We start from the raw sequence: 25,618 nt of genomic DNA, 5'->3' as shown, positions 1-25,618 counted from the left end.
CGACCGCCGCGCGGCGATCCGGGTCGTGCGCTTCGCGCTCACTGTAGCGGTCCGCCGGCAGGTCGGCCGCTCCCGTGCGAGCAGCGTTCACCGGAACGATCCCTCGGGGACATCCACCACCCGGTCGTCGAGGGACCCCGGCCTCATCCGCCCGGCCGGGTCGATCCACGACCGTCGGCTGCCTCGCCACCCTGCTTCGGCTGCCTGCACCGAGGGCTCGGGGCCAGACGATCACCCGGCGGCCCATGCGGATCGGCCTCGTGGTCATGCCCGCCCGTCCTGCGGACGGCGCTCGTCGCCCTGGCCGGATGGCTCCCCTGCCGGGGGACGCCGCAGCCCGCGTCGCGCAGCCACGCCCCCCAGGACCCGCGCGACCGGGAAGCCGGACCGTTCCACGGCGAGGCGCGGAACCCGGGGGTGGGTTCCCTGACGGCCCGATTGGCGACAAACACGCGGGCCCGTCCCCCGCCACCGAACGCGGAGATCCACCCCGTGTCCCATCCATCCCCGGCGCCGCAGCACGCCCCGACCCTGGCGGGTAACGCGGCACTCGGCATCACCCAGATCCTGCTGTGGGGTGGCACCTTCTTCCTGATGGCGGTGCTGGCCGACCCCATCGTGCAGGGGACGGGCTGGCCGCAGGGGGCGGTGGTGGGTGCCCTGTCCCTGGCGATCCTGGTCTCGGGCCTGCTCTCGCCCTGGGTCGGACGCCGGATCCGCCGCCATGGCGGCCGCCCGGTGCTGATGGCGGGTGCCCTGGTCATCGCCCTGGGGCTGGTCCTCCTGGCGCTGAGCCCGAACCTGCCGGCCTTCCTGCTGGCCTGGGTGGTGCTCGGCATCGGCATGGCGGGCGCCCTGTACGACCCGCTCTTCGCCGCCATCGGACAGGCCTACGGCGCCTCGGCGCGCGGGGCGATGACGCAGATCGCGATCGCCTCGGGCTTTGCCATCACCCTGTGCTGGCCGGCCTCGAGCTTCCTCGTCGGCGCGGTGGGGTGGCGCGGCACCTGCCTCGTCTATGCAGGTCTGGCCGCCTTCGTGGTGGTGCCGCTCTTCGCCTGGGCACTTCCCCGCGGGACCGGCGCCGGGGGCGCTCCCGCGCCGAAGGCGGGGGCCGCCCCCCTCGTCAGCCCCGCGGGACAGGGGCCGCTGCCCGGCGAGCGTATCCTCGCCGTCACCTTCACCAGCGCTGCGGTGATCATGACGGCGATCTCGGTGCAGCTGCTGCTCATTCTCCAGGCCAAGGGCGTCGCCCCCGGCACGGCGGTGGCGTTGAGCGCCCTGATCGGGCCCTCGCAGGTCGGCGCGCGCATCCTCGAGCTCGTGTTCGGGCGCCGCGCGCACCCGGTCTGGGCGCTGCTGGTGTCGAGCGGGAGCGTCGGCCTCGGCCTCGTCATCCTCGTGGCGGCGCCTGGCCTCGCCTGGCTCGGCATCGTCCTCTACGGCGTGGGCAACGGCATGCGCACGGTGGTGCGGGGCACGCTGCCGCTCACCCTGTATGGCCAGGGCGACTACGCCGCCGTGATGGGGCGCCTCGCCCGGATGCCGCTCCTCGGGCAGGCGGCGACGCCACTCGCCTGCGGCACCCTCGCGGGGTGGTTCGGGCTCGACGTCCTCCTGGAGCTGATGCTGGCCGTCGCGGTGCTGAATGTCGGCCTGTCGCTCATCGTCGCCGGCCGGGCCGTGCGCCGTCCGAGGGAGTGAGCGGCCGGCTCAGGGCAGGGCCTTCCAGGGGCCGGTCTCGTCGAGCGCGAAGAGGTCCGCGAGATAGGCGCGGGCCCGGCTGACCCGGCTCTTCACGGTGCCGACCTTGCATTGCAGGCGTTCGGCGGCCTCCTCGTAGGTGTAGCCCTCGGCCCCCACCAGCATGAGGGCGACCCGCTGGAGCTCCGGGATCTGGTCCAGCTTCGCGCGCAGGGCCTGGAGGGTGACGACGCCCTCCTGCTCGGGCAGGGCGGTGAGCGTGGCCGCGTGACTTCCGTCCGCATCCTCGATTTCACGCCGGCGCTTGCGGATCTCCGTGTAGAACTGGTTGCGCAGGATCGTGAACAGCCAGGCGCTGAAGTTCGTGCCGGGCCGGAACGAATCCCGGTTGGCCCAGGCCTTCACCAGGGCTTCCTGCACAAGGTCGTCGGCCCGGCTGCCCTCGCCCACCAGGGAGAAAGCGAAGGCGCGCAGTGCCGGCATCGCCCGGATCATGTCGTCGCGAAACCCCGCGAGGTCCGCCTGACCCGACGCCGCGAGGGCGGCATCGAGGCGGGCGACCAGGTGCGCGAGCCGCTCGGGCAGGACCTCGACCGCGGATCGACCGAAGTATTCCTGCAACTCCGCACCCAGGTGACGCCGGATCGCGGAGTTGATGTCGATCGGTCCGGCCTCGTCGGTTGTCGCGATGGAGATCGGAGCGGTGTTGGATGCAGTCATCGAACTCGCGGCAGTAGGGATTGACTGCATACCTTAGAGTCCATCCAATCTGAACGCGGACCAAACCGGACATTGATTTTTGGTTAATGCGGCCCGTGCGCGTCCCGGCCGCCTTGGAGCCTGCGGGGGGAGGGGGCGCACGCGCGGGCAGGGCGGCGGGTCTTCGGTGGCGAGGGGCGTACCCCGAAAAACACGCGGCTTCCCCCTGTCGGAACCGGCCGGTTTGATGTGTCCTTGCGCAAGCAGAAAGGCCGGCGATCCAGGACCGGCGGCGAGGAGACGCCCCGATGAGCACGACGACCGACGCGCAGCACGGCCCCGTCCCGGTGAAAGGTGGCCTCGTCGCCTATCTCGCCCTGGACGGGGCCCTGAAGGCCGCCGATTTCTACGTCCGCGCCTTCGGGGCGGAACTCGCGAGCGCAATCCCGCCCGACGAGCAGGGCCGGACCATGCACGTCCACCTCTACGTCAACGGCTCGTCGCTGATGCTGTCGGATGCCTATCCGGAGCACGGCCATCCGCTGCGGGCGCCGCAGGGCTACACCATGACCCTGATGGTCGAGGATATCGAGGCGTGGTGGGCGCGCGCCCTGGAGGCGGGCGCGACCCCGCTGATGCCGCCGACCGACATGTTCTGGGGCGACCGCTACGCGCAGCTGCGCGACCCTTTCGGCGTGATCTGGGCGATGAACTGTCAGGCTCGCTGAGCCTGGCACATTGAGCCTTGCAGGTTGAGCCTTGCACCCCGAGCGTGACGCCGGCCATGCCCGAGACCGGCGAGACCAGGGCCGTCCCGCGGCATGATCCTCACGCGAAGCATTCGCCATTCGAAGCGTACGATGATGGCGGCCAAGCCGATACGCGGCTCGATGACAGCGAAGACGTCGAGAGTCCGAGGGCGCGGCACGATTCGACAGGGGCGATCCGGCACCGGACAGGCCGAGGTCGGACGTCCCGACCACGGGCGGCGCCCCTTGCCCGCCGAACCTTTCCCGCGAGGGCCGGTTGGAAACCCGGTGGCCTGCGCCGGCATGGGGTCGCGTGAGGCCCCCCCTCGCGGCTCCGCGTCGGGCGGACAGGAACGACAGCATGCAGGATCTCGGAACCGCCTTCGGCCTCGGCTTCGTCACGGGCCTGCGCAGCATGACCGCCTGCGCCGTGCTGACCCATGCCGCTGCCGCGCATCAGGCCGCTGCGCCGGGCGGGACCCGGGCCGGGTGGATTCCAGCCGGTCCGGTGGCCCGGGGTCTGACCCTCGCAGCTGCCCTCGGCGAGATGGCGGGCGACAAGATGCCGTTCGCGCCGGATCGCAGGATTCCCCCGTCCTTCGCGGCGCGCCTGGCGATCGGCGCCGCGGGCGGGGCGGCGCTCTCCGGGCGCCGGACCTCTCCCATCGGCGGGGCCGTGGCGGGACTGACGGGGGCGGTTCTCGGCACCTTCCTCGGACGCGCCGCGCGGGGGCCCACGTCCCGCACGGCCGCCGGTTTCGCGCGGGGCCTGACCGAGGATGCCGTGGCGGCGGGACTGGCCCTGGCGCTCGTCCGCCGGGCGGAGGCTTCGGCGCGTGCGGGACGCACGGCCTGAGGGCGCGAGGACCGTCGGGTCAAGCGGGCCTTTGCAGGGACGGGTTTTACCCGTCGTGCGGAACGGACTGCCGAAAGCCCGCCCCGCTTCAACTCCGGTTCAGGTGATACGGCTTAGCTTGGGCGGCCTTCGCGAGGCGGTCGATCCCAGCCGGTCGACCGCCGCTGCGCCGAGGCGTGCCTCGCACCCCACAAGACGCCATGCTCGCCCTCGCGACAGACACCTTCGGAACGCTCCTGTGGCCGCGGGCCGACGGGGAGGCGGCGACGCGCGATCCGACGCCGCCGAGCTTCCTGCGCAGTATTCGGCCCGCCCTCGACTGCGCCTTCGGCCTGCCCGACCTCGCCGACGCACCCGACGAACTCGCGGCCCTGGTCACGCGGCTGCAGGCCGGTCCCCTCGGCACTCCGTCGTTGCGCGTCGCGGCCGGCCTCGTGGATTCGAGGCTCCAGCCGACCGGGTGAGCCCGGACGGAGGACGATCGCATCGCGTGACCCCGACTGGGACCGGCGGGATCGGCCCCTCCGTGAGGTCTGGCGTCAGGGATGCGGGACGGCCGCGTGGGGCAGCGCGTCCGGAGCGGCTTCGTCGCGGGCTCCGACGAAGCGGCCGAACAGGCGGCCGAGGACGGCGCCGAGGCTGTCCATCAGCAGGAACACCGCCGGCACGAACACGAGCGAGAGCAGGGTCGAGACGATCAGGCCCGAGATCACCGCCACGGCCATCGGGGCGCGGAACTCGCCGCCGACCCCGAGGGCCATGGCGGAGGGCACCATGCCGGCGGCCATCGCGATGGTGGTCATCACGATGGGCCGGGCGCGCTTGCGGCCCGCATCCACGATGGCGGTGACCCGGTCAACGCCGCGCGCCATCTCTTCGACGGCGAAATCCACCAGCATGATCGCGTTCTTCGTCACCAGCCCCATCAGCATCAGGATGCCGATCACGACGGGCATCGAGATCGGCATGTTGAGGAGAAGGAGCCCCAGGATCGCGCCGCCGATGGACAGCGGCAGCGAGAACAGGATGGTCAGCGGCTGCAGGAACGAGCCGAACAGCAGCACGAGCACCGCGTAGACCATCATGATCCCGGCCCCCATCGCCATCAGGAAGCCCGAGAACACCTCGGCCATGATCTCGGCGTCGCCGGTCTGGCGGATGGTGACGCCCGGCGGCAGATTCTTTGCGGTCGGAGTCGCGAGCGCCTGGGCGATCAGCGAGCCCAGCGCATCCGAGCCCTCCATGTTGGCTTCCACCGCCACGCGCACCACCCGGTCGTAGCGCTCGATGGCGCCGGGGCCCTGGTCGAGTTCGATATCGGCGACCGCCGCCAGCGGCACCGCGGCCCCGTTCTTGGCCGGCACCTTCAGGTTTTCCAGGCGCGAGACCGCGCCCCGTGCGCTCTCGGGCAGTTGCACCCGGATCGGCACCTGCCGGTCAGGGGCGTTGAACTTCGCGAGATTGAGGCCGATGTCGCCGATGGTGCCGACCCGTACCGTCTCCGCGATGGTGTCGGTGGAGACGCCGAGATCGGCCGCCGCCCCCGCCTTCGGCCGGATTCGAACCTCCGTGCGGTTGAGGGGGGCGGTCGACATCACCGAGACGAGATGGGGGATCGCCGCCATGTCGCGCTGGAGCCGCGCGGCGACCTCCGCGACCACCTCGGCGTCGGGGCCGCCCACCACCAGGGCGAGGTCGCGCTGGCCGCCGTCGCGCAGCGTCCAGGAGCGGATGTCGGGCTCCTCAGCGAGGAGACCCGCGATCTCGGTCTCGATGGCGGCCTGCTTGCGCGCGCGCGCGTTCTTCGGCGTCAGGTTGACGATGAGGGTGGCGAGGCGCGTCTCGCGCTTGCCGCCGGCCTGCCGGCCGCCGTCGACGAAGACGGAGACCACCTCCGGCAGGGCGCGGATGCGCGCCACCACCCGGTCCGAGACCGCCATGGTGTCGGGCAGCCGTGCGCCGGGCGCCAGTTCCACCATGAACAGCGTCCGGGCGTTGTCCTGCTTGGGCACGAAGCCGGAGGGCAGCAGGCCTGTGGAGGCGAGGGAGCCGGCGAACAGCGCCACCCCCACGATCAGGGTGATGAAGCGGTGGCGCACCGACCAGCCGACGAGGCGTCCATAGGCGCGCATCACCCAACCCTCGCGCTCCTCCCGGTGCTCGTGGTCGCGCAGGAAGTAGGCCGCGAGCATGGGGGTGATCAGCCGCGCCACCAGGAGCGACATGAACACCGAGACCGCGATGGTGAGCCCGAACTGCATGAAGTAGCGGCCCGCGATGCCGCCCATGAACGAGACCGGTGCGAACACCGCGATCAGGGTCGCGGTGATGGCGACGACGGCGAGCCCGATCTCGTCGGCCCCCTCAATGGCGGCGCGGTAGGGCGACTTGCCGAGCCGCATGTGCCGGACGATGTTCTCGATCTCCACGATGGCGTCATCGACGAGGATGCCGGTCACCAGCGTGATGGCGAGCAGGCTGATGCCGTTGAGGGTGAAGCCCATCGCGTCGATCGCCCAGAAGGTCGGGAAGACGGAGAGCGGCAGGGCGATCGCCGCGATCAGCGTCGCGCGCCAGTCGCGCAGGAACAGGAACACCACCAGCACGGCGAGCGCCGCCCCCTCGATCAGGGTGTGCATGGCCGAGTCGTAGCTGCCGATGGTGGCCGAAACGGAGGAATCGATGGTTTCAAACTGGATGTCGGGATAGGCCGACTTGAACTCGGCGATCCTCTTCTCGACGCCGGCCGCGACCTCAGCGTCGCTGGCGCCCGAGCCGCGCGAAACCGCGAAGGCCACCACCGGCTCGGCATTGAAGCGCGCGAAGGTGCGGGGCTCCTCGATGGAGTCCTCGAGCGTGGCGAGGTCGTCCAGCCGGACCTTGCGGCCGCCGGGCAGCACGATGGAGGTGGCCTTGAGATCGCGCAGCGAGCGCGATGCGGCCAGCGTCCGGATCGACTGCTCGCGTCCGCCGACCTCGCCGCGCCCGCCCGCCATGTCGGCCGAGGTCAGGCGCAGCTGCCGGTTCACGTCGGCCGCCGTGATGCCGAGGGCCAGCAGGCGGTCGGGGAGCAGGGTGACGCGCATCTCGCGGGCGACGCCGCCCACGCGCTCGACGCCGCCCACCCCCTTCACCCCCTGGAGACTGCGCGCGACCTTGTCCTCCACGAACCAGGACAGCTCGGCCGGGCTCATGCCGGGGGACTTCACGCCGTAGATCAGGATGGGCAGGCCGGTGATCTCGACGCGCTGGATCACCGGCTCGTCGATGGTGCGGGGCAGGTTGATGCGAATCTTCGAGATCGCGTCCTTGACGTCGTTGACGGCCCGGTCCGTGTTCACCTCCAGGCGGAACTCCACGGTGGTGACGGAGGAGCCCTCGGTGATCGCCGAGGTGATGTGCTTGACCCCGCGCACGCCCGCGATGGAATCCTCGACCCACTTCGTTACCTGGGTCTGCAACTCGGACGGCGCGGCACCCGACTGCGTGATCGTCACCGACACGATCGGCACGTCGACGTTCGGCATCCGCGTCACCGCGAGGCTGCGGAAGCTGACCAGCCCGAGCACGATCAGCACCATGAACAGGACGAGGGGTGCGATCGGATTGCGGATCGCCCAGGCGGAGATGTTCAGGCGCATGCGGCGACTCGGCGGGAATTGCGTTCAGGGTTCATGGCTTGTCCGGCGGATCACGCCGCCCCTTCTTGGAAGGCGCGCCGGTTCACGGGTCGTGGATGCGGCCCGCGTGTCCCCCTCTCCCGGATGAGGGACGCACCCGCGCGCGGCACCTGCTCAGGGCGTTCCGGCGTCCGCGGTCTCGCGCGGGGAGGGGCCTGCGGCGAGGGCGGGCTCCGGTGCCGCGAGCGCCACGGGGCGGACCCGGTCGCCGTCGCGCAGGAAGCTGCCGGCGCGGGCGACCACGCGCTCGCCGTCACTCAGGCCGGAGCGGATCTCGATGTCGTCGTCGTCGGAGAGGCCGGTGCGGACCGCGCGGGCCTCCACCACGTCGTTCGTGACCACGAGCACGGAGCTGCGCGTCCCCCCGCCGTAGAGCACGGAGGCCTGCGGAACGGTCACGCCCCGGGTGCGGGCGAGTTCGACGGCGCCCCGCGCGAAGGTGCCGATGCGCAGGCGCGGATCGGCCTCGAGCCGGACGCGGACCTTGCCGAGGCGCGTGGCCTTGTCGACCTCCGGGTAGACCGTGCGCACGGTGCCGGGGATGCGGGTGCCGTCGCCGAGCTCGATCCAGGCCGGGGCATTCTCGCGCAGGCGCGGCAGCTTGGTCTCGATGACCTCGCCCTCCAGCTCGATCTCGCCCCGTGCGATGAGGCGGAACAGCGGCTCGGCCGCGGCCGAGGCGGCGAGCCCGACGCGGGCGGTGCGGCGGTTGACGATACCGGCCTCCGGCGCGCGAATCTCGGTGCGGGCGAGGCGCAGCTTGAGTTCGTCCAGCACCGCGCGGGCCTGGGCGAGCTCCGCCCGGGCGATGCGCAAGCCATTGCGCGCGAAGGCGAGCTTGCCTTCGGCCTGACGCAGGGTCGCGGTGCGGCCCTCCATGATGGCGGCGGTGGCGTTGCCGGTCCTGAGGAGCTGCTGAGCGCGGTCGAAGGCGAGGCGGGCCTCGGTCTCGGCGGCCTCCGCCTGCTCGATGCTGCTCTGGGCCTGGGGAACGGCGGCGTCCGCCTTCTCCACGAGGGCGGCCTGCTGGGCAAGTTGCCGATCGACGAGGTCGTGCGAGAGGCGGGCGAGCACCTGGCCCCGCGCCACCCGCGCGCCTTCCTCCACCAGCACCTCCGTGACCCGGTAGCCCTCGATCTCCGGCGTCACCAGGATCTCGTCGCGGGGGACCAGGGTGCCGGTGACGACCACCGTCTCGACGACCTCACGCCGCCTGGCCTCGACCACGCTGATCGCGGGCACGAGGCTCGCCCGGGCGGGGGGCGTAGCGGGATTCGCGAAGGATGCCCCCGTCGGTAGCCCCAGGGAAAGGGCCAGCAGGGCGAGACGGACGCGCGGCGGGATCATCGCTGGAGCTCCTGGGCGGCATCGGGCGTGCGGGGGAGGCGGCCTGCCAGACCGGCCTCGATCAGGGCCTGGATCTGCGCGATCGCGGCCCCCGTGTCGAAATCGGGAAGGATGGCCCGGCTGAGGACGAGTCCCTTCAGCTGAGGCGCCACCAGGGCGTAGAGGGCGGGCGGGTCGCAATCCGGCGCGGTGGCGAGGGCTGCGAAGGTCTCCTCGAACCAAGCCCGCGCCTCCGCCTCGGTCTCCGCCGTCAGGGCCGCGATGGCCGCGTTGCGGGTGCCCTCCGACCAGATCTCCAGGCGCAGCACCGCCGCCTCCCGGGTCAGCGCCCCGAAATATTGCCCCAGAACGCCGAACAGCGCGCTGCGCCGGTCACCCTCGCGCTGCAACTGCGTGACGAGGAGGGCGCCGCCCTCGCGCTCGCGCTGGACGAGGCCGAGGACCAGGGCCTCCTTCGAGCGGAAGTAGTGGTAGAAGTTGCCCGCCGTCATACCGGCCTCGCGGGCGAGGTCCTGCATCGTGGTGCGGTGGAAGCCGTTACGCACGAAGCAGGCGCAGGCGGCGTCCAGGATCTGCTCCCGGCGCGCGGCCTGACTGCCCCGCGCGTCGATGAAAGTCGCGACCGGGGCGGCCATCCTAGAGGACCTTTCCGTCCGGGGCGCCGGCGCGGCAGGCGGCCAGCGTCGCGTCGGCATCGGCGCAGAGGCGCGCCTGCCAGCCGACCGTGCCGTTGCCGGTCCAGGCGATGAGGGCGGCCCAGCCGAGCACGAGGACCGCGCCGAGGAGGAGATGCTCCGGCGCGCAGAACGCCCGCGCCCGGCGCAGCATCAGGCGCGCGGCCGCGCGGCTCCGTACGCTTGCAACGGCCTCGAACCGGAACTCCTGGTGCATCTGCCGCATGGCATCCTCCGAACGACGACCCATCCCCTGCCACCACCACTATTGAATGTTCATTCACTGGTCAATGAGCGTTCATTCTCCGCGTGCGCGGAGACACGCACCTGCAGCCCGGGAGACACATTTGCGGATTGGCTTCCCGCATGGCGTGTCAACATGAAGCAAGCCGCGCCGGGAACGGCGGTCTTCCGCAGCGGTTCGTGCACCGTCCCTTTTTCGAGGATCCGGGCCGATCCGCGTCGAACATCGTGCCCGGCACGCCGGTTCACCGACTCGCGCCCGGCCGACGACATCGCCTCCGTTCCCGACGCCCGAAGGTCGCCACAGCCGTGCTGAAACCCTTTCCCCGCCAGGGCGGTCCGGTCGCGCGCATGGACGGCCATCTGCCGATCGAAGCCTATGCGGCCATCGGGGAGGGGCGTTCGGTGGCGCTGTCCGGAGCGGACGGCTCCATCGACTGGTGGTGCTGCCCCAACCTCGATTCGCCGCCGCTGTTCGACCGCCTGCTCAGCCCGGAGGGGGGCGGCTACTTCGCGATCACCCCGGATGCGCCCTTCACCGCCGAGATCGGCTACCGCGCCGGCAGCAACGTCCACGAGACCGTCTTCACGACGGATACCGGGCGGGCCCGCCTCGTGGAGAGCCTGAACAGCGGCCCGGCCGGGCGCCTGCCCTGGGCGGAACTCGCACGCCGGGTCGAGGGCATCGAGGGCCGCGTGACGTTCCGGGTCGCGCTGGTGTTCGGGACGCGCGGCGATACGGCGGCGCCCTACCTCTCGGCCAACAGCAACGGCACCGCCTTCCACGTCGCGGGCCTGATGGGCCTGTTCCGGACGAGTGAGGGCGTCCGGATCGAGGACGAGAACGACCACGCCATCTCCGGGCACCTCACCGTGGAGGCCGGCCAGCGCGAGTTGGTCGCCATCGTGGCGGCCGAGAACGAGCCCCTGGTGGTGGCCCCGATCGCCGAGATCGACGGGCGCATCGACGTGTCCTGCGGCGAGTGGCGGGACTGGACCGAGCGGCTGGCCTATCGTGGCCGCTACGCCGAGCAGGTCGAACGCAGCGCCCTGGCGCTCAAGCTGCTGCTCTACTCGCCCACCGGGGCGATCGCGGCCGCCGCCACGAGTTCCCTGCCCGAGGGCATCGGCGGCTCCAAGAACTACGATTACCGCTACGCCTGGATCCGGGATGCGGGCTACGTCATCAAGGCGTTCCTGCGGCTGGGCGCGCAGGCCGAGGCGAATGCGGCCCTGGGCTGGCTGATGCGCCATATCGGCGAGCACGGGGCGCAGGTTCTCTACACCCTGGCCGGCGGGCGCGTGCCGCCCGAGCAGGAGATCGACCTGCCGGGCTATCGCGGCTCGCGTCCCGTGCGCACCGGCAACGCCGCCACGGGCCAGCACCAGCACGGCATCTACGGCGACATCTTCGAGACCGCCGCGCGCTTCGTGGCGGAGGGCAACATGCTCGACCCGCGCACCGGGGCACTGCTCGCCGAACTCGCCGACCAATGCGCAGAATCCTGGAAGCTCAAGGATGCGGGCATCTGGGAATTGCCGCAGGCGGAGCATTACACGGGCTCCAAGATCAGCTGCTGGCAGGCCCTGGCGCGGGCGGTGGAACTCGCCGACGGGGGCCATCTGCCCGGCGCCTGCCGGGACCGCTGGGCCCGGTCCCGTGACCGGGTCGCGGACTGGATCGACGCCCATTGCTGGTCGGAGGCGAAGCAGGCCTACGTCATGTATCCGGGCACGGAGAAGCTCGATGCCTCGCTGACGCTGGCGGTGCGCTTCCGCTTCGGCAACCCGGAGCGCCTCGCGGGCACCTGCCGGGCGATCGACCGCGAACTCGGGCGCGGCCCCTACCATTACCGCTACACCGGCGTCGATGCGGAGGAGGGCTGCTTCCTCGCCTGCACGTTCTGGCTCGTGGAGGCCCGGGCGCTGCTCGGCCAGCAGGAGGAGGCGCAGGCGGCCTTCGAGGCCGTGGTGGCGGCCCTCGACCGCAATTCCGGCACCTATGCGGAGATGGCCGACCCCGTCAGCGGCACCTATCTCGGCAACCTGCCCCAGGGCCTGACCCACCTCGCCCTGATCCAGGCCGCCGCCACCCTGTCGGGGATGGACCTCTGACCGCGCGGGGCGGGAGCTTTGGTCGCAGATCCGACCCCCGCCCTGCCGCGTTGCCAGCGGGCACGACAGGAGACGCACAGCGCATGGCCAAAAGCACCGACAAGACCGCCGATGTGACGACCTACACCCTCAAGCAGGCGCTCGCCGCCAAGGTCGGCGATCACGTCGAGATCGCGGTGGAAGCCGAGGACGGCACCACCTTCAAGATCCTGGCGACCGCCGACCAGCTCGACGCCCTGACCGGCGACCTCGAAGGCATCCTCGAAGCCGACGACGCCACGGCCTGAGCGGCCGCCGGCTCCGTGGTCATCCGCCCGGACGATCACGGAGCCGGCCCGTCCGTCCCCCCAATCCGCAAGGCTCCCGCCCGATGACCATCGATCCCCGCGCCGCCGGCCCCCGGCCGCCCTTCCCCGGCGACCAGCAGCAGGCGCGGCCGGGACTGACCTCGCGGATGCGCCCCGCTCCCGACCACGGCGAGACGAGCTATGTCGGCAAGGGGTTGCTGACCGACCGGGTCGCGCTGGTGACGGGCGGCGATTCCGGGATCGGCCGCGCGGTGGCGATCGCGTATGCCCGCGAGGGCGCGGACGTCGCGATCTCCTACCTGCCCGTCGAGCAGACGGACGCCGAGGACACGGCCGAATGGGTGCGCAAGGCGGGCCGGCGCGTTCTGCTCCTGCCCGGCGACCTGCGCGACCCCGTACATTGCCGGGCCCTCGTGGACCGCACGGTGGCGGAGTTCGGCGGCCTCGACATCCTGGTCAACAACGCCGCCGCGCAGGTGGTGAACGACGCCCTCGACGACGTGACGCCGGAGGACCTCGAAGGCTCGTTCCAGGCCAACGTCTTCGCGATGATCTACCTTGCCCAGGCCGCCGTGCCGCACATGAAGCCGGGCTCGGCCATCGTCAATTCCACGAGTCAGCAGGCGAAGATCGCCGACAAGACCATGCTGGTCTACGCCGCCACCAAGGGCGCCATCGCCAGCCTGACCATCGGCCTCTCGAACCTGCTGGCACCCCAGGGCATCCGGGTGAACTGCGTGGCGCCAGGCCCGGTCTGGACGCCGATCCAGCCCATCGTGAAGAGCCCGGAGCAGATCGAGTCGCTCGGCGCCGACACGCCCCTCGGCCGCGCCGGACAGCCAGCCGAACTCGCGCCGGCCTACGTGCTGCTGGCCTCGCGGGAGGGCAGCTACATGAGTGGCGCCCTGGTGCCGGTCACGGGTGGGACGCCGATGTATTGAGAGCGCGGGAGGACACGAGAGACGGTGTCCGCGATCATTTCCGGGAATGATCGTTCGTGCTCCCGGAGGGCGGAAGATGCGTGGCGGCCATCGATGTCCGGCGATTTCGACCGTCGATGACGGTGGCCAGGCCGGATTCGATGAAGGCCGAGCGGGTCAGGCCGCGCGCCTCGGCAGCCTCGTCGGTCTGCCATAGCACAACCTGATCGACGGTCATGGTCACGCGCAGGCACTCGGACAGAAGCTGCGCGGGTAGACGAATTGCGGAAGGCCCGCGGGATCCTCGGATGTCCGGCTCGCAGAATGGAGCCCATGCTGCGCACTTCGGGCCGAGCGCCCGGACTCACCGCCCATCCTTCAGGAACGCCTCCGCGCTGCGCAGGCTCAGCGCCATGATCGTCAGCGCCGGGTTGGCGGCGAGCGAACTCGGGAACGTCGAACCATCGCAGATCCAGAGGTTCGGGACCTCGAAGCTGCGCCCGAACGGATCGACCACCGCCGTGTCACCGTCGCGCCCCATGCGGCAGGTGCCGATGGTGTGGGCCACGCGCTCCAGGGTCCAGATGTCGGTGGCGCCGGCCGCCTCCCAGATTCGCTGGAGGAAGCGTGTGGCGTGGGCGTTCAGGCGCCGTTCGTTGGGACCGTAGCCGAAGCTGATCGCGGCCTTGCGCATGCCCAGTGCATCGACCTCGTCCGACAGCGTCAGCACGTTGGCGTCGCAGGGCAGCGTCTCGCCGTTGATGCCGATGCCCGCCATGTGGTTGTAGCGGGCAAGCTGGTCGGCGAGCGCCCGGCCCCAGAGCTTGCGGCCCCGCGCCAGGGAATTGGCGAAGGTGAGCGGCACGACGCCCAGACTCTGAACGAGGTATCCGCCGGCGAAATCCGCATCCGCCGGGCGGACCATGTCCTCTGTGATGAGCGCGGATGGGTAGCCCTTGTTCATCCGCATCTCGGGCGCGAAGGTACCCCAGACCTGCGTGGCGACGTGGCCCATGTAGTTGCGCCCGACCTGTCCGCTGCCGTTGCAGAGCTCCAGATGCAGGAGCAGCCGGGCGGATTCGACCGAACCGGCGCAGAGGAAGACGTTGCGGCAGGGCTGGCGGTGATCGACCCCGTCGCGCCGGTAGATCACCGCCGTGATGCGTCCGTCCCGGGCCCGCTCGATGCCGTGGACCCGCGAATCCGCCCGGATCTCGGCGCTGTGCCGGACGGCCAGCGGCAGATAGGTGACGTCCATGCTGGTCTTGGCGCCAGTCCGGCAACCCTGGTGGCAATAGCCGCAATTGATGCAGCCGGGCCGCGTCGCGCCGCCCCCTTGCGCGAAATCCCGGGAGACCACCGCCGCCGGCGCATCGGCGCAGCGCACGCCGAGCTTCTCGCAGGCTTGCGCCATGATCTCGGCCGGCGCGTTGCGGGCGACGGGGTGCAACGGATAGCTCCGGCTCGCATCCCAGGGATAGGCCTGCGGCCCGGAGACGCCGATGAAGGCTTCGACCCGCTCGTAGAACGGCAGCAGTTCGGCGTAATCGAGGGGCCAGTCGACGCCCTCGCCGGTCTCGGTGTGCAGGCACAGGTCGCGGGCATCGGCCCGGGGCGTGAAGGCGCCCCAGTGCAAGGTCGAGCCGCCGACACCGGTGCCGCTGTTGTTGCCGCCGAAGGCCTCGGGCGTCGAGCCGCCGCTGAGGCGCTCCTCGGTCCAGTAGATCTCGTCGGCGAGCGTCTCGTCGAAGGCGAAATGCTTCGGATCGAAGTTCGGCCCGGCCTCCAGGGCGACGCAGGTGAGCCCAGCCTCGGCCAGCCGTAACAGAAGGGGCGCGCCGCCGGCGCCCGTGCCGATCACCACCGCGTCCACTTCCTGCGCGGTTGGGTGGCGACGCATCGCATCGAGGTTCATCGGGCGGACTCCGGGGCAGCTTGCGGTTCCCACGGCTCGCGCCGGCCGATGCCGACCGCATGAAACCCGGGCAGGGGGTCTGTGTCGCCGCCGGCGCCGATGCCGCTGAAGCCGATGCGGGCGAGCGCCGCCGGATGGGCGAGGTAGGTGCGAGCCACATCCGCGCGCAGATCCTCGAACCAGAGGCCCATCTGCTCGGCATCGAGAGCGCCGGCCACGGCGCCGTCATCGAGACTGCCGAGCACGGCATCCTGCGCGTCGGCGTCGAGGACAACGAAGGGCCTGCCATGGGTGGAACGCGCGGCATCGTCCAGGGTCCGCAGGGCGAGGCGGTAGGCCTCCGGATCGGGCGGAAGCTTGGCGAAGCGCCAGCCGTCGCCGGTCCCGCTCGCCAGCCGGGCGTCGATGCGGGCGGCAAGGTCGATGAACCCCGCGCCATCCTGCGGGAGCACCCGGGCGCAGGCCGCGCGCAGGATCGCGAGACCGACCGGATCGAGGGCCCGGGGCTGATAGGCCGAATCGTCGGGCTGCGCCCGTTGCAGCAAGGCCGTGCGCAGGCGTGCGTTGACGCGTTCCGAGCGGATCAGCGCCGCGTAGGCCTCCGGGATGACGGGGGCGGACACCGCCTCGTGCGCCGGCCCGGCTAGGAGCGAAAGCACGGCCTCCGCCACCGCCTCCGGGCGCTCCAGGGGGATGAGGTGGCCGGTGCCCTCCAGGGTGACCAGCCGGTGCCGGGCGAGGTGCGGCGCGGTCAGGGCGGCCTGAGCCGGTGCGCCGAGGTCGGCATCCTCAGCACCCGCCAGGATGACGGCCGGGCTGCGCAGGATTCCGATGCGGCCGCTCCAATCCTCGCGGGCGCCTCCGGTGAGCCACGCCTTCCAGGCCTCGGGATTCGCGCGCAGCACGTCCGCCACCGCCTCGGCTTTTCGCGCAGCCTCAAGGGGAGCGGAGACATTCGCCTCGATGAAGGCCTGCGCCTCCCGCGTCCGGGTCGCGACGTCCGCGTCGATCCAGGCGACCATCGCGGCGCGCCTGTCCTCGCTCATCGGTTCGGGCGCGGGGGGCGAGCCGGCCAGGAGCACGAGGCCCACCAGCCCGTCGAGGCCCGCGGTTTCATCCTCCGCCCGACGGGCCACCGCGAGAGCGACCTTGGCGCCCATGCTGTTGCCCGCGAGCAGCCAGCGCCGGGGGGCGGCCGCACGGATGCGGGCGACCACCGCATCGGCCATCGCAGCGACATCCGCACCGGGAGCGGCCGCGTCCGCGCCGAAGCCAGGCAGGTCGAGGGCGATGCAGGTCACCGCGCCGGCGAGCCGCTCCGCCACCGCGTCGAACGCGCGGGCGCTGCCGCCGAGATAAGGCAGGGCGAAAAGAACCGGGGAATCGGGCGTGTGGTTCGTCATGACCTGGAACGTTGCGCGCGGAAGGTGCGCTTCAAGCCGGATCCGACGCGGCGTTCGGAAGCAGAGCAGGACCGGAACGATCTGACGATCCCGGAGATCGACTGAAAAAGGCCCCGGTTTTACAAGTCTTTCCGAGACTTTCGTCGCTTCCGACGCACGCTGTCCCGCCGGTATCCACGGCCCGAACCGCATCACGTTTTCGTGAGCGAAGGATGCCCGACATTCATCCCGGAAACGCGAAGGGGCCGCGCCAGTCGGCGCGGCCCCCCTGCATCGCCGGTGCTCGGGTTCAGGCGATGGTGCCGTAGCCGAAGGTGCCGTCGTTGAGGACGGCACGGTTCTCGACCAGCCCGTACTGCAGGTAGTGCTGCATCGGGTTGAGCCCCGCCTGCGCCACGTCGCCGTTGACCGCAAGGTATTCCGAGCTGTCGAAGTCGGCGGAGGGGTCGCGGCCCTCCTTCCAGCCGTAGGTGTCGTAGTGGGCGAGCGGATTGATGCCCGCCGCCGCGACGTCGCCGTAGGCCGCGAGATACCCCTTGGTGTCGAACACCGCGTTCGGATCGCGGCCTTCCTTCCAGCCATAGGTGTCGAAGTGCTGGCGCGCGAAGGCGAGGGTGTCGCCGCCGTCGAGGGTCGCGACCTGCGCCACGTCGGCGTTGGCCAGGAGGTAGAACTCGGCGTCGAACCCGCCCTTGATGTTGCCGGTGAGGCCGACCGCATCGAAGATGGCGCGGCCTTCGGCCTGACCGTATTCGAGGTAGTGCGTCAGCGGGTCGAGACCGGCCGCCTTCACGTCCGTGTTGCGGGCGAGATAGAACTGGGTGTCGAAGTTTACGCCCGGGTCACGGCCTTCCTTCCAGCCATCCGCGTCGTAGTGGCTCAGCGGGTTGAGGCCCGCCTTGGCGACGTCGGTATAGGTCGCGAGATAGCCCTTGGTGGAGAAGTAGGCGTTCGGATCGCGGCCCTCGGCGGCGCCGTAGGCGGCGTAGTGCGCGTCCGCGTCCTGGCCGGCGGCGAGAACGTCCTTGTTGCGGGCGAGGTAGAAGAGGTCGTCCACCAGCCGGTTGCCGTCGTCGAGCACCACCGTGGTGTCGGAGAACTGGATGCGCTCGAAGCCGCTGATGGCGTCGCGTCCCTCCGGCCCGGTGACGATGGTGAAACCGCCCGCCTGCGTCACCTGCGCATCCGCCAGGGCGGTCGCGAAGATCAGCGTGTCGTTCTGGTTGGCGCCGCCGGGGCCGGAACCGCCGATCAGGATGTCGTCGCCCAGGCTGTTGTAGATGATGTCGTCGCCCGCCCCGCCCTTGAGGACGTCGCTGAAGGCCGTGCCGCGCAGGGTGTCGGCCCCGTCGGCCCCGGTGTTGGCGACGCCGCGCTGGAGCACGGCGTCGGTGCGGGCGGCGAGGTTCTGGATGCGCAGGTCACCGGCCGGACCGGTATCGGCGGTGCCGTAGGGCGTCGTGGCGTGGAAGGCCTTGAGGTACTCGGCGAGCGCGTCCTGCTCCGAGCCCTTCACCGCGAAGGTCTCGGTGTCGGGCAGCGAGACCGGGCTGGCGTCGCGCAGCGCGACCTTGTTTTCGCCATAGGCCGGGAAGGGGTAGTTGTCGCCGCCCAGTCCCGGCGCCGTGGCGGTGCCGGTGGCCAGGAAGTCGAGGGTCACCACCTTGATGGCGCGGCTGGCGTCGCCCACCACCTGCCCGTCCTGCACCAGGGTGTCGAGGATCCGCCCGTCCGCGTCGATGATCGCGGCCGAGACGATGCGCTGCCCCTCGCGGGTGACATTGCCGTTCAGGTCCAGCGTCTGCGCCTGCTTGGTAGCGTCGAAGCTGTAGGAGATGCCGCCCACCTGGGTGAACTGGCCCGGCGTCGCGCCCGGCGCCACGGCGGCGACGCCGTGCTCCAGGACGCGCTCCAGCTCCGCGGCGGTCACGGTGACGACCGCGAGGTTGTTGTTGAAGCGCAGCGAGTTGGTGACGTCGAGCTGCGAGATGTCGCCGGCCTGCTTGCCCGCGGACAGGTTCGCCGCGGGGGGAAGCTCGGCGGTACCGCCACCGGCCGTGGAGAAGGAGCCGATCGAGTCGCGGATGCCGCCGCCGTTCTTGATCGAGACCGTGACGCCGGCATCGAACTGCTTGGCGTACCAGAGGTTCGCGTCCGACGAGAGGTCACCGAGGTTGGTCTCCTCGGTGCGGACCTCGCCGCGCCGGCCCTCCAGATAGACGCTGCTGCGCCCGAGGATGTTGCCGTCCTGCTGGCGGATCACGTCGGCGATGCCGGCGGTCTCCTGCACGCCGTCGTTGTTGGCATCCAGGCCCTCGATCACCTCGCGGACGAGGAAGCCCTTGCTGCCGGGGGTGAAGGCGGCGGCCGTCGAGCCGTAGAGCTGCGTCACGGTGGCGTCGTCCACCGCCACGGCGCCGCTGGTAGCCGAGTTCACCGAGTCGCGGATGACGTTGCCCTGATCGTCGAAGGTGACGGTGAGGCGGCCGACATAGGAATACTCGGAGGCGGTGTTCACCAGGGCGAGGGTCTGGCCGCTGGCATTGGTGAAGAATTGCGGGTAGGTGCCGCCGGCCGTATCGCCGGAGAGCAGGCGGTCGTCGCCATCGGCGAGCAGGGTGTGCGAGCCGCCGCCGATGAGCACGTCGACGTTGCGCAGCAGGGGCGCCAGCGCCTGCTCGTTGGCGAGCTGCTGCAGGTGCGTGCCGACGACGACCTTGTTCAGGTCCGGGTTGGCGGCGAGGACCCGGTCGACCTCGGCGTTGATCTGCTCGGCGAGCAGCGCGATGTTGTCCTGGCCGTTGAAGCCGTCCACCGTGACGTTGCCGAGCGTCGTCAGCAGCGGCTCGAGCTGCGTGGTGGCGCCAACGAAGGCGATCTTCTCACCGTTCTCCACGAGGATGGTGGATTTGGCGATCTTGTCCGCGCCCGTGCCGGTCTGGGTCGAGGTCGGGCCGGTCTGCGCGAAGGTGGCGTTCGCGACGTTCGCGTTCACGAGGCCCGAGAGCGCGGCTTCGCGGGAGAAGTTCAGGTTGGTGGAGAGGTAGGGGAACTGGGCGCCGACCCAGGTGTCGTCGGCGTTCCCGGCGGTGGTGCCGAGGTTGGCCGCGATGATGTTGGCAACTTCGGTGGGCCCGGAATCGAACTCGTGGTTGCCGAACACCGCCGCCTGGACGCCGATGATGTTCTGGATGGTCACGTCGGCCCGGCCGACCGAGGCCGTGAGCTTGGTGTAGGCGGCCGAACCGCTGAGCCCGAAGAGCTGGTTGTAGACGCCGTTATAGGTCGCGGCGAGCTGCGGGTCGGCGCCGGCGATGAAGAACGGGCTCGGGATCCAGCCGTCGCCCGTGGAGAGGGTGATGGAGTTCGGGGTCGAATCCTCGAGCTTGTCGACGATGGCGGCGAAGTTCGCCGCGCGCTGCGTCGCGAGGAGACCCGCCTCCCAGTCGGAGGCGTGCAGGATCTGGAGCGTATAGGTCATGGCCGGCGGGGTCTCCGTCGTGAAATCGAGCTGGTCCTGGGGCAGGCCCGCGAAGGTGTTGCCGGCGGCGTCGAGGAGAGCGCCCGCCGGGAGGATGACGTCGTAGGCGGTGCCGGCCTTGAGGTCGGTGCCTGGGTTGATGGTCACGGTCGTGCCGCTGATCGAGACCTGGCTGGCATCGGTGACGGCGATGGAGCGGGTGTCGCCGGCGCCGTCCGTGAGGGTGATGGCGCCCGTGCCGGCGCGCACCGCCTCGCTGAAGCTCAGACCGATGTTGGCGCCGACGGCCACGCTCAGGGTGTTGTCGGCCGGCGTCGCCGCCAGGAGGCGGGGCGCGGTCTGGTCGAGGCTCAACCCGACGAGGATGGGGTCGTGGTCGGACTCGCGGGCCGGCGTCAGGCCGTCGAAGTAGGCCGCGGAGCGGCCGAAATCGAGGTTGTAGTCGATGGCGTCGGCCTCGTCGGCGTTGATGTGCCACTCGGTGACGCCGGTGACCTGACCGTTCAGGCTGCCATTGGCCAGAGCGTGGTCGAGGGCGCCGTAGGCCCCGTCGAAGACGTAGGAATAGGGGTTGGCGAGGCGATCCTCGGCGAGGTTGGTGAAGCCGCCGGCCTTGAGGACGTCGAGGGCGTCTTCCTTGATGTAGGCGTTGAAGTCGCCGAGCAGGACGACGTCGCTGTCCGGCGTACCCGTGGGCTTGAGGGCGAGCCACTCCTTGAGGGCGGTGGCGGCGAGTTCGCGCTGCTGCTGCCAGCCGCCCTGTCCGTCGCCCTGGTCGGCATCGGCTCCCGTGCCGGCCCCGCTCTTCGACTTCAGGTGGTTGATGACGGCGGTGAAGTCCTCGCCGGTGGCGGTCTCGCGGAAGGTCACCGCGAGCGCGGCGCGGCTGGTGTTGGCGCCGTTGAAGATGTGGCCGATCGTGCTCTGCTGGAGCAGGGCCGGATCGAAGGCCTGGACATCCGTGTCGTCGAGCTTCTCGATGGTGGTGTTCAGCGCCACCGAGACCTTGCTCGGCTTGTAGACGAAGCCCACCGCGATGGCGTCGCCGCCGAGGAACTGGCCCTGGTCGAGCTGATCGCCCGGCCGGACCCAGTCGTAGGTGCCGGCTCCTGCCCGGGCATTGAGCTGGCCGACGAGGTATTCGAGCGCGTTGCCGGGATTGCCGGGCTGGAACTGGTTCTCGAGTTCGGTGAGGCCGAACACGTCGGCGCCGGAGGCGATCACCGTGGTGACGAGCTTCTGGGTCTGGCGGTCGAACTCGGCCGTGGTGTTGGCCCCGCGCGGGTCGAGGCCGATGGCGGTCTTCACGCCCGAGGCGCTGCCGTCGCTGTCGAGCGTCCGGAAGTAGTTCAGCACGTTGAGGCTGCCGACCTTCAGGCTGCCGCCGACATCGTCGGGGGCGGCGGTGCGCGGGTTGGCCTGCGCGAAGGCGTTGTCGCCGTCCTCGATCGCCCGGACACGGTAGGCACCGGCCGGGCCGTAGCCGAGCACGCCGGTCAGCCCCGTCACGGTGTCGCCCATCCGGGGCGCGGTGGCGGTCCCGTAGGTCGGGCCGAAGCCGTCGAGGAGTTCGACAGGCTGGTTCTGGACGTTGAGCCCGTCATCGTAGGTGATCGAGCGGGCCGCCACCTGCGCGAGGTAGGCCGCGTAGTTGGCGCTGTCGGGCTCGAACTCGTTGGTGAAGGTCTCGGGGCGCGCTCCCGCAGCGAGGCGGATCTCGTTGAAGCGGTCGAGGTTGAACTGCTCGGTGACGGTCAGGGTCTGGCCGAGCTTGACCAGCATGCCCTCGTAGCGCTCGAGGTCGGGCTGCGCCGTGGTGCCGGTGCCGATCGTGGCGGCGGCCGGCAGGTCGACCGAGGCCGCGGAGGCCTTCAGGGCCGCCGCCGAGACAGCGCCGGCCTGAACGATCTGGAGGCCGGCCGCGTCGGTGACCGAGATCTGCGTCTCGCCGCTGAACTCGCCGACGACGCCGGTGATCCGGACCCGGTCGCCCTCTTGGACGTCCCTCAGCAGGGTGCCCGCGCCCTCGTAGACGAACACGCCCTCGGAGGTGAGGAGATTGCCGTCCGCGTCCGTAGCCTCTTCCTGGAGGTAGAACCCACCGAGATTGCGCTTGGCGTCGGCATCGCCGTTCTGGAAGTCGCCGACGACGATGGCCTCGATCGTGACGGTGCGACCGACGAGCGTGCTCGCGCTCCCGGAACCCTGCACGGCCGAGATCAGGGTGACGTCGTCGTTGAGGATGGTGCCGGTGGCGGTGGTCCCGCTGGTCGCCAGGGCGGCGGTGATGCCGCTCTGGCTGGCGGTGGCGCCGGTCAGCGTCACCGTGAAGGCCTCGTCGGCCTCCGGCAGGGTGTCGCCCTGGACCGTGACGGTGACGACGGCCGAGGTCGCGCCGGCCGGGATGGTGCCGGAGACGGTGGCCGGCAGAGTGGGCGCACCGGCGAAGTCGGCGCTGTCCGCCCCCGCGAGGTTCGCCGTGAAGGCGAGGCTGCCCAGCGTGCCGCCCGTGCGCTCCACCGTGAAGGCGAAGGTCGTGGTGCCGGTGTCACCCTCGGCCTGGGCGAGGGTGAGGGAGCCCGGCTGAAAGGCCAGGGTCTGGGTGTAGCCCTGGGGCAGGGCGGCGTAGAGGGTCGCGCCCCCGCCGGCCTCGTTGGCGGTCACCAGGAGGGGCGTGCCCGTGGGGTTGCGGTCGGCGGCGATGAAGGTCAGCACCTCCGGGCCGAGATCGGCGGTGACGCCCGCGAGCGGCGGCACGTAGGACACGTAGGACGCCGTCTCGGGATCGGTCACGTCGTAGACGAGGACGCCGCTCTGGCGCTCCAGGCCGACGAAGGCGTAGGTGCGGCCGTTGACCGTGCCGACGGTGACGCCCTCGGGCTCGGGCCCCTTGTTGTCGGAGCGGTCGTCGGGGGTGTTGGCCACGACCTGATCGTTGTTGAAGCGCTCGGGCGCCAGCGCCGCGAAGATCTTCTCGAACTCGCCGCCGGTCTCGCGCACCTTGGTCAGCGAGTTGTCGGCCTCCTGCCGGAAGATCGAGATGCCGCGCCCGCCAAGCGTGTGGAGCTGGTCGATAAGGCCGTCGCCGTTGGTATCGCCGGTGCGCAGCAGGACGTTGAGGCGGGCATAGGCCGGGTCGGCCTTCAGCGCCTGTAGTTCCGGGGAGAGGCGGGTGTTGGCGATGCTGGAGAGGCGCGCCACGTCCGCCGAATCGTCGCTGCCGCCGATGACGCGCTGGTCGCCCTCATTGGCGGTGATGACGTAGTTCACGCCGTTCACCGAGAAGCTGGCGGCGGCGTCGGGCTGGAGCAGCCCGTAGATCGGCGTACTGGCGGGCGTGCTGGCGATGCGGATCGAGGCCGTATTGCCCGTGCCGTCGCGGTCGGAAGCGTCGAACTCGTTACCGGCCAGCGAATGGTTCACCGACCCGAGGGGCTGGATCGCGATCGGCGCGGTGCCCGGGTTGGCGAGGTCGATCACCGCGAGGCCGTTGACCTCCTGCAGGGTCACGTAGGCGAAGCGGTTGTCGGGCGAGAGGGTGATGTATTCGGGCTCGATATCGGCGGAGGCCGCCTTGCCGGCGGTGACCGCGAGGCCCTTGGCGCGCAAGGCCGCCTCGCTGCCGTCGAGGGCGCCGAAGCCCACCGTGGCGCTGACGATCGCGGCGGCCGCGCCCCCGGAGAGATCCAGGATCGAGACGCTGCCCACGGGGTTGCTGGCGGTGGTGAACTGCTCGCCCTCGTTGGCGACGAGGAGCTTCGTGCCGTCTGCGGTGAAAACGATCTGGTCGGGGCCGATGCCGACCGTCACCGACTTCAGCAGGGTGCCGGACTGGTCGAACAGGGCGACGCGGCCGGGCTGGTCGCCGGTCGCGTTGGCGTAGGCCACGGCGACGAGGCCGTTGGAGACCGCCACCGAGTTCACCGCACCGTACTGCTCGAGGGTGGCGAGCTGGATCTCGCCGGACTTCGCCATCTGCCCGTCCGCGCCGATGCCGACGATCTCGATGCGGTTCTCGTTGGTGTTCTGGATGTAGAGGCTGGCCGTGGTGCGGTCGTAGGCGACCACCTCGGCATTGGCGCCGGCGGTCGTGGCCGGGTCGTTGGTGGTGGCGTAGCTCCCGAGCCGCACGAGTTGCAGCGCGTCGGTGCCGGTGGGCGGCGTGGTCGCGGTGGCGCCCTGGTTCCCCTGGAGCGAGGCCGCCGCATCGAACACCGCGACGCCGTTCACGGTGAAGGACGCGTCATCGTTCACGATCGTGCCGATCGCCGCGCCATCCGCCACCGTGGCGCCGACGACGTTCGCCACCCGGAGCGCAAGGGTCTCGCTGCCCTCCGCGAGTGTGTCGCCGGTCACCGGCACGGTGATCGTGGCCGTGGTGGCGCCGGCCGCGATGGTGCGCCCGGTCAGCACCGTGGCAGAGTAATCGGAGCCCGCAGTCGCGGTCCCATCGGCGGTGGCGACGTCGAAGCTGACGCCGCCGTCCGGGGCGGGCGCGCTCAGCGTGACGGTGAAGGTCAGGCTGGCGTTGCCGGCATTGCCCTCGACGACGCGCGCATCGGCGATCGACAGGGTGGGCAGGGTCACCGCCGCGCTCTCGCTCGACACCGCGATGTCGTCGATGCCGACCCACTCGTCGTTGCCCACGGCGTTGGTGGTCAGGATGCGGACCTGGAGCCCCGCCGCGCCATTCGCCTCGGCCGGCAGGGTGACGCTGACGGGGGTCACCTGCGTGGCGGTGTTCTGCGTGCTCGCATCCGCGATGAAGCCGGGGGCCACGTTCTTCCAGGCGCCGCCGTCGATCCGGTACTGCACGGCGACGGGCTGGACCGCGTTGTCCGCCGAGCCGTCGATGTCGCGGGCGTTGAAGGCGACCACCACGTCCCGGCGCCCCGTGGCGTCGAGGTAGAGCACCAGGTTCGGCGCGTCCGCCGTGGCGGAGCCCTGCAGGGCGATGGTCGGGTCGGATAGGGCGAATTCGGCCACACCGCCGTTGCTCAGGGTGTTGGGATTGGTCTGGTTGGCGAGGACGTCGACGTCGTCGGACGCGCTCGAACTGGTGGTCAGGGTCTGCGGATCGGCCCCCGTGCTGGTGGCGACGTTCTGACCCAGGTAGCCGACGATGCCGGGCACCCGGCTCCAGTCGTCGTTCGTCGTGATCGCACCGGCATCGGTCCAGGCCTGGAGGAGCGGACCGGTCGCGAGGACATGCGGCGTCGTGGTCATGCGGGCACTCTGCGGTGGGTGAAGCGCCGGTATCCGGCGAATGTCGTGTGAGCCCGCATGGCCGAACACCCGCGCACATGGCGGAGCGGCGGGCGCGCAGATGCCGCAATCCCAGAGGACCGACGACATCTTCGCACCAGGATCACCCAAGCTCACGCCGCAGATAGATCGCGCATGTGACACTTGGATGAAACGTCGTTCGGCGTATTGTCCGCCCGGCCTTATTCGTCGGCAAAGTCATATGGGAGACGCGCAGAGAACATCGTCTCCCATCTCATGACGAAAGAGTGCGTTTTTC

Annotated in this window: 16 protein-coding genes; 7 read left to right on the top strand and 9 right to left on the bottom strand. The window is 70.9% G+C overall.

Annotated elements, in window-relative coordinates; genetic code table 11:
* Nucleotides 1–492: 492 nt before the first annotated feature.
* Nucleotides 493–1,704: an MFS transporter gene (locus tag OF380_RS24085; RefSeq protein ID WP_264048169.1), complete on the top strand. Its 1,212-nt coding sequence runs from the start codon at nucleotides 493–495 to the stop codon at nucleotides 1,702–1,704.
* A gap of 9 nt (nucleotides 1,705–1,713) precedes the next feature.
* Here the strand turns inward: OF380_RS24085 and OF380_RS24080 are convergent, their stop codons facing one another.
* Nucleotides 1,714–2,424 carry a sigma-70 family RNA polymerase sigma factor gene (locus OF380_RS24080; protein ID WP_264048168.1) on the bottom strand — a complete coding sequence of 237 codons (711 nt, stop codon included), beginning with the start codon at nucleotides 2,422–2,424 and terminating at the stop codon, nucleotides 1,714–1,716.
* Nucleotides 2,425–2,711: 287 nt separating this feature from the next.
* Here OF380_RS24080 and OF380_RS24075 point away from each other — a divergent pair, with 287 nt between their 5' ends.
* The 3 genes from OF380_RS24075 (at nucleotide 2,712) to OF380_RS24065 (ending at nucleotide 4,472) form a co-directional block, all read left to right on the top strand.
* Complete coding sequence (locus OF380_RS24075; protein ID WP_264048167.1) at nucleotides 2,712–3,131, top strand: VOC family protein; 420 nt, start codon at nucleotides 2,712–2,714, stop codon at nucleotides 3,129–3,131.
* A gap of 382 nt (nucleotides 3,132–3,513) precedes the next feature.
* On the top strand, nucleotides 3,514–4,008 hold the full coding sequence (locus OF380_RS24070; protein WP_264048166.1) for a hypothetical protein: 495 nt from the start codon (nucleotides 3,514–3,516) through the stop codon (nucleotides 4,006–4,008).
* A gap of 200 nt (nucleotides 4,009–4,208) precedes the next feature.
* Nucleotides 4,209–4,472: a hypothetical protein gene (locus tag OF380_RS24065; protein ID WP_264048165.1), complete on the top strand. Its 264-nt coding sequence runs from the start codon at nucleotides 4,209–4,211 to the stop codon at nucleotides 4,470–4,472.
* Nucleotides 4,473–4,547: 75 nt separating this feature from the next.
* On the opposite strand, the gene OF380_RS24060 is transcribed toward OF380_RS24065, so the two are convergent.
* The 4 genes from OF380_RS24060 to OF380_RS24045 all read right to left on the bottom strand — a co-directional run bounded on the left by OF380_RS24060 (nucleotide 4,548) and on the right by OF380_RS24045 (nucleotide 9,935).
* Nucleotides 4,548–7,649, bottom strand: coding sequence for an efflux RND transporter permease subunit (locus tag OF380_RS24060; RefSeq protein WP_264048164.1), 3,102 nt, complete (start codon nucleotides 7,647–7,649; stop codon nucleotides 4,548–4,550).
* Between the two features lie 153 nt (nucleotides 7,650–7,802).
* On the bottom strand, nucleotides 7,803–9,035 hold the full coding sequence (locus OF380_RS24055) for an efflux RND transporter periplasmic adaptor subunit (RefSeq protein WP_264048163.1): 1,233 nt from the start codon (nucleotides 9,033–9,035) through the stop codon (nucleotides 7,803–7,805).
* Nucleotides 9,032–9,670 (bottom strand): TetR/AcrR family transcriptional regulator, encoded by a 639-nt coding sequence (locus OF380_RS24050; protein ID WP_264048162.1) that lies wholly within the window; start codon nucleotides 9,668–9,670, stop codon nucleotides 9,032–9,034. The genes OF380_RS24055 and OF380_RS24050 overlap by 4 nt, the downstream gene beginning before the upstream one ends.
* A 1-nt stretch (nucleotide 9,671) precedes the next feature.
* Nucleotides 9,672–9,935 (bottom strand): hypothetical protein, encoded by a 264-nt coding sequence (locus OF380_RS24045; RefSeq protein WP_264048161.1) that lies wholly within the window; start codon nucleotides 9,933–9,935, stop codon nucleotides 9,672–9,674.
* A gap of 326 nt (nucleotides 9,936–10,261) precedes the next feature.
* On the opposite strand from OF380_RS24045, the gene OF380_RS24040 reads away from it, so the two are divergent.
* The 3 genes from OF380_RS24040 to OF380_RS24030 all read left to right on the top strand — a co-directional run bounded on the left by OF380_RS24040 (nucleotide 10,262) and on the right by OF380_RS24030 (nucleotide 13,316).
* Complete coding sequence (locus tag OF380_RS24040) at nucleotides 10,262–12,067, top strand: glycoside hydrolase family 15 protein (protein WP_264048160.1); 1,806 nt, start codon at nucleotides 10,262–10,264, stop codon at nucleotides 12,065–12,067.
* 83 nt (nucleotides 12,068–12,150) lie between these two features.
* The gene (locus OF380_RS24035; protein WP_264048159.1) at nucleotides 12,151–12,354 is read left to right on the top strand and encodes a hypothetical protein; all 204 of its coding nucleotides are present in this window, start codon (nucleotides 12,151–12,153) and stop codon (nucleotides 12,352–12,354) included.
* An 83-nt stretch (nucleotides 12,355–12,437) separates the two neighbouring features.
* The gene (locus tag OF380_RS24030) at nucleotides 12,438–13,316 is read left to right on the top strand and encodes an SDR family oxidoreductase (RefSeq protein WP_264048158.1); all 879 of its coding nucleotides are present in this window, start codon (nucleotides 12,438–12,440) and stop codon (nucleotides 13,314–13,316) included.
* Between the two features lie 34 nt (nucleotides 13,317–13,350).
* On the opposite strand, the gene OF380_RS24025 is transcribed toward OF380_RS24030, so the two are convergent.
* From OF380_RS24025 to OF380_RS24010, 4 genes are all read right to left on the bottom strand, one after another.
* Nucleotides 13,351–13,539, bottom strand: a complete 189-nt coding sequence (locus tag OF380_RS24025) for a hypothetical protein (RefSeq protein WP_264048157.1) — start codon at nucleotides 13,537–13,539, stop codon at nucleotides 13,351–13,353.
* Nucleotides 13,540–13,659: 120 nt separating this feature from the next.
* On the bottom strand, nucleotides 13,660–15,210 hold the full coding sequence (locus OF380_RS24020) for a GMC family oxidoreductase (protein WP_264048156.1): 1,551 nt from the start codon (nucleotides 15,208–15,210) through the stop codon (nucleotides 13,660–13,662).
* Nucleotides 15,207–16,613 carry an alpha/beta hydrolase gene (locus OF380_RS24015; protein ID WP_264048155.1) on the bottom strand — a complete coding sequence of 469 codons (1,407 nt, stop codon included), beginning with the start codon at nucleotides 16,611–16,613 and terminating at the stop codon, nucleotides 15,207–15,209. Before OF380_RS24015 ends, OF380_RS24020 begins: the two co-directional genes overlap by 4 nt.
* A 289-nt stretch (nucleotides 16,614–16,902) precedes the next feature.
* Nucleotides 16,903–25,320 carry an ExeM/NucH family extracellular endonuclease gene (locus tag OF380_RS24010; protein ID WP_264048154.1) on the bottom strand — a complete coding sequence of 2,806 codons (8,418 nt, stop codon included), beginning with the start codon at nucleotides 25,318–25,320 and terminating at the stop codon, nucleotides 16,903–16,905.
* Nucleotides 25,321–25,618 lie beyond the last annotated feature (298 nt).

The organism is Methylobacterium sp. FF17 (assembly GCF_025813715.1).
GTDB lineage: Bacteria > Pseudomonadota > Alphaproteobacteria > Rhizobiales > Beijerinckiaceae > Methylobacterium > Methylobacterium flocculans.
Note: the sequence above shows the minus strand (reverse complement) of the source record. Positions and strands in the feature narration are given on the sequence as shown.

Bases quoted from the DNA above. Each gene is read 5' to 3' on its own strand.
- OF380_RS24080 (WP_264048168.1), bottom strand. From the start codon at position 2,424: ATGACTGCATCCAACACCGCTCCGATCTCCATCGCGACAACCGACGAG.
- OF380_RS24075 (WP_264048167.1), top strand. From the start codon at position 2,712: ATGAGCACGACGACCGACGCGCAGCACGGCCCCGTCCCGGTGAAAGGT.
- OF380_RS24070 (WP_264048166.1), top strand. From the start codon at position 3,514: ATGCAGGATCTCGGAACCGCCTTCGGCCTCGGCTTCGTCACGGGCCTG.
- OF380_RS24065 (WP_264048165.1), top strand. From the start codon at position 4,209: ATGCTCGCCCTCGCGACAGACACCTTCGGAACGCTCCTGTGGCCGCGG.
- OF380_RS24060 (WP_264048164.1), bottom strand. From the start codon at position 7,649: ATGCGCCTGAACATCTCCGCCTGGGCGATCCGCAATCCGATCGCACCC.
- OF380_RS24055 (WP_264048163.1), bottom strand. From the start codon at position 9,035: ATGATCCCGCCGCGCGTCCGTCTCGCCCTGCTGGCCCTTTCCCTGGGG.
- OF380_RS24050 (WP_264048162.1), bottom strand. From the start codon at position 9,670: ATGGCCGCCCCGGTCGCGACTTTCATCGACGCGCGGGGCAGTCAGGCC.
- OF380_RS24045 (WP_264048161.1), bottom strand. From the start codon at position 9,935: ATGCGGCAGATGCACCAGGAGTTCCGGTTCGAGGCCGTTGCAAGCGTA.
- OF380_RS24035 (WP_264048159.1), top strand. From the start codon at position 12,151: ATGGCCAAAAGCACCGACAAGACCGCCGATGTGACGACCTACACCCTC.
- OF380_RS24030 (WP_264048158.1), top strand. From the start codon at position 12,438: ATGACCATCGATCCCCGCGCCGCCGGCCCCCGGCCGCCCTTCCCCGGC.
- OF380_RS24020 (WP_264048156.1), bottom strand. From the start codon at position 15,210: ATGAACCTCGATGCGATGCGTCGCCACCCAACCGCGCAGGAAGTGGAC.
- OF380_RS24015 (WP_264048155.1), bottom strand. From the start codon at position 16,613: ATGACGAACCACACGCCCGATTCCCCGGTTCTTTTCGCCCTGCCTTAT.
- OF380_RS24010 (WP_264048154.1), bottom strand. From the start codon at position 25,320: ATGACCACGACGCCGCATGTCCTCGCGACCGGTCCGCTCCTCCAGGCC.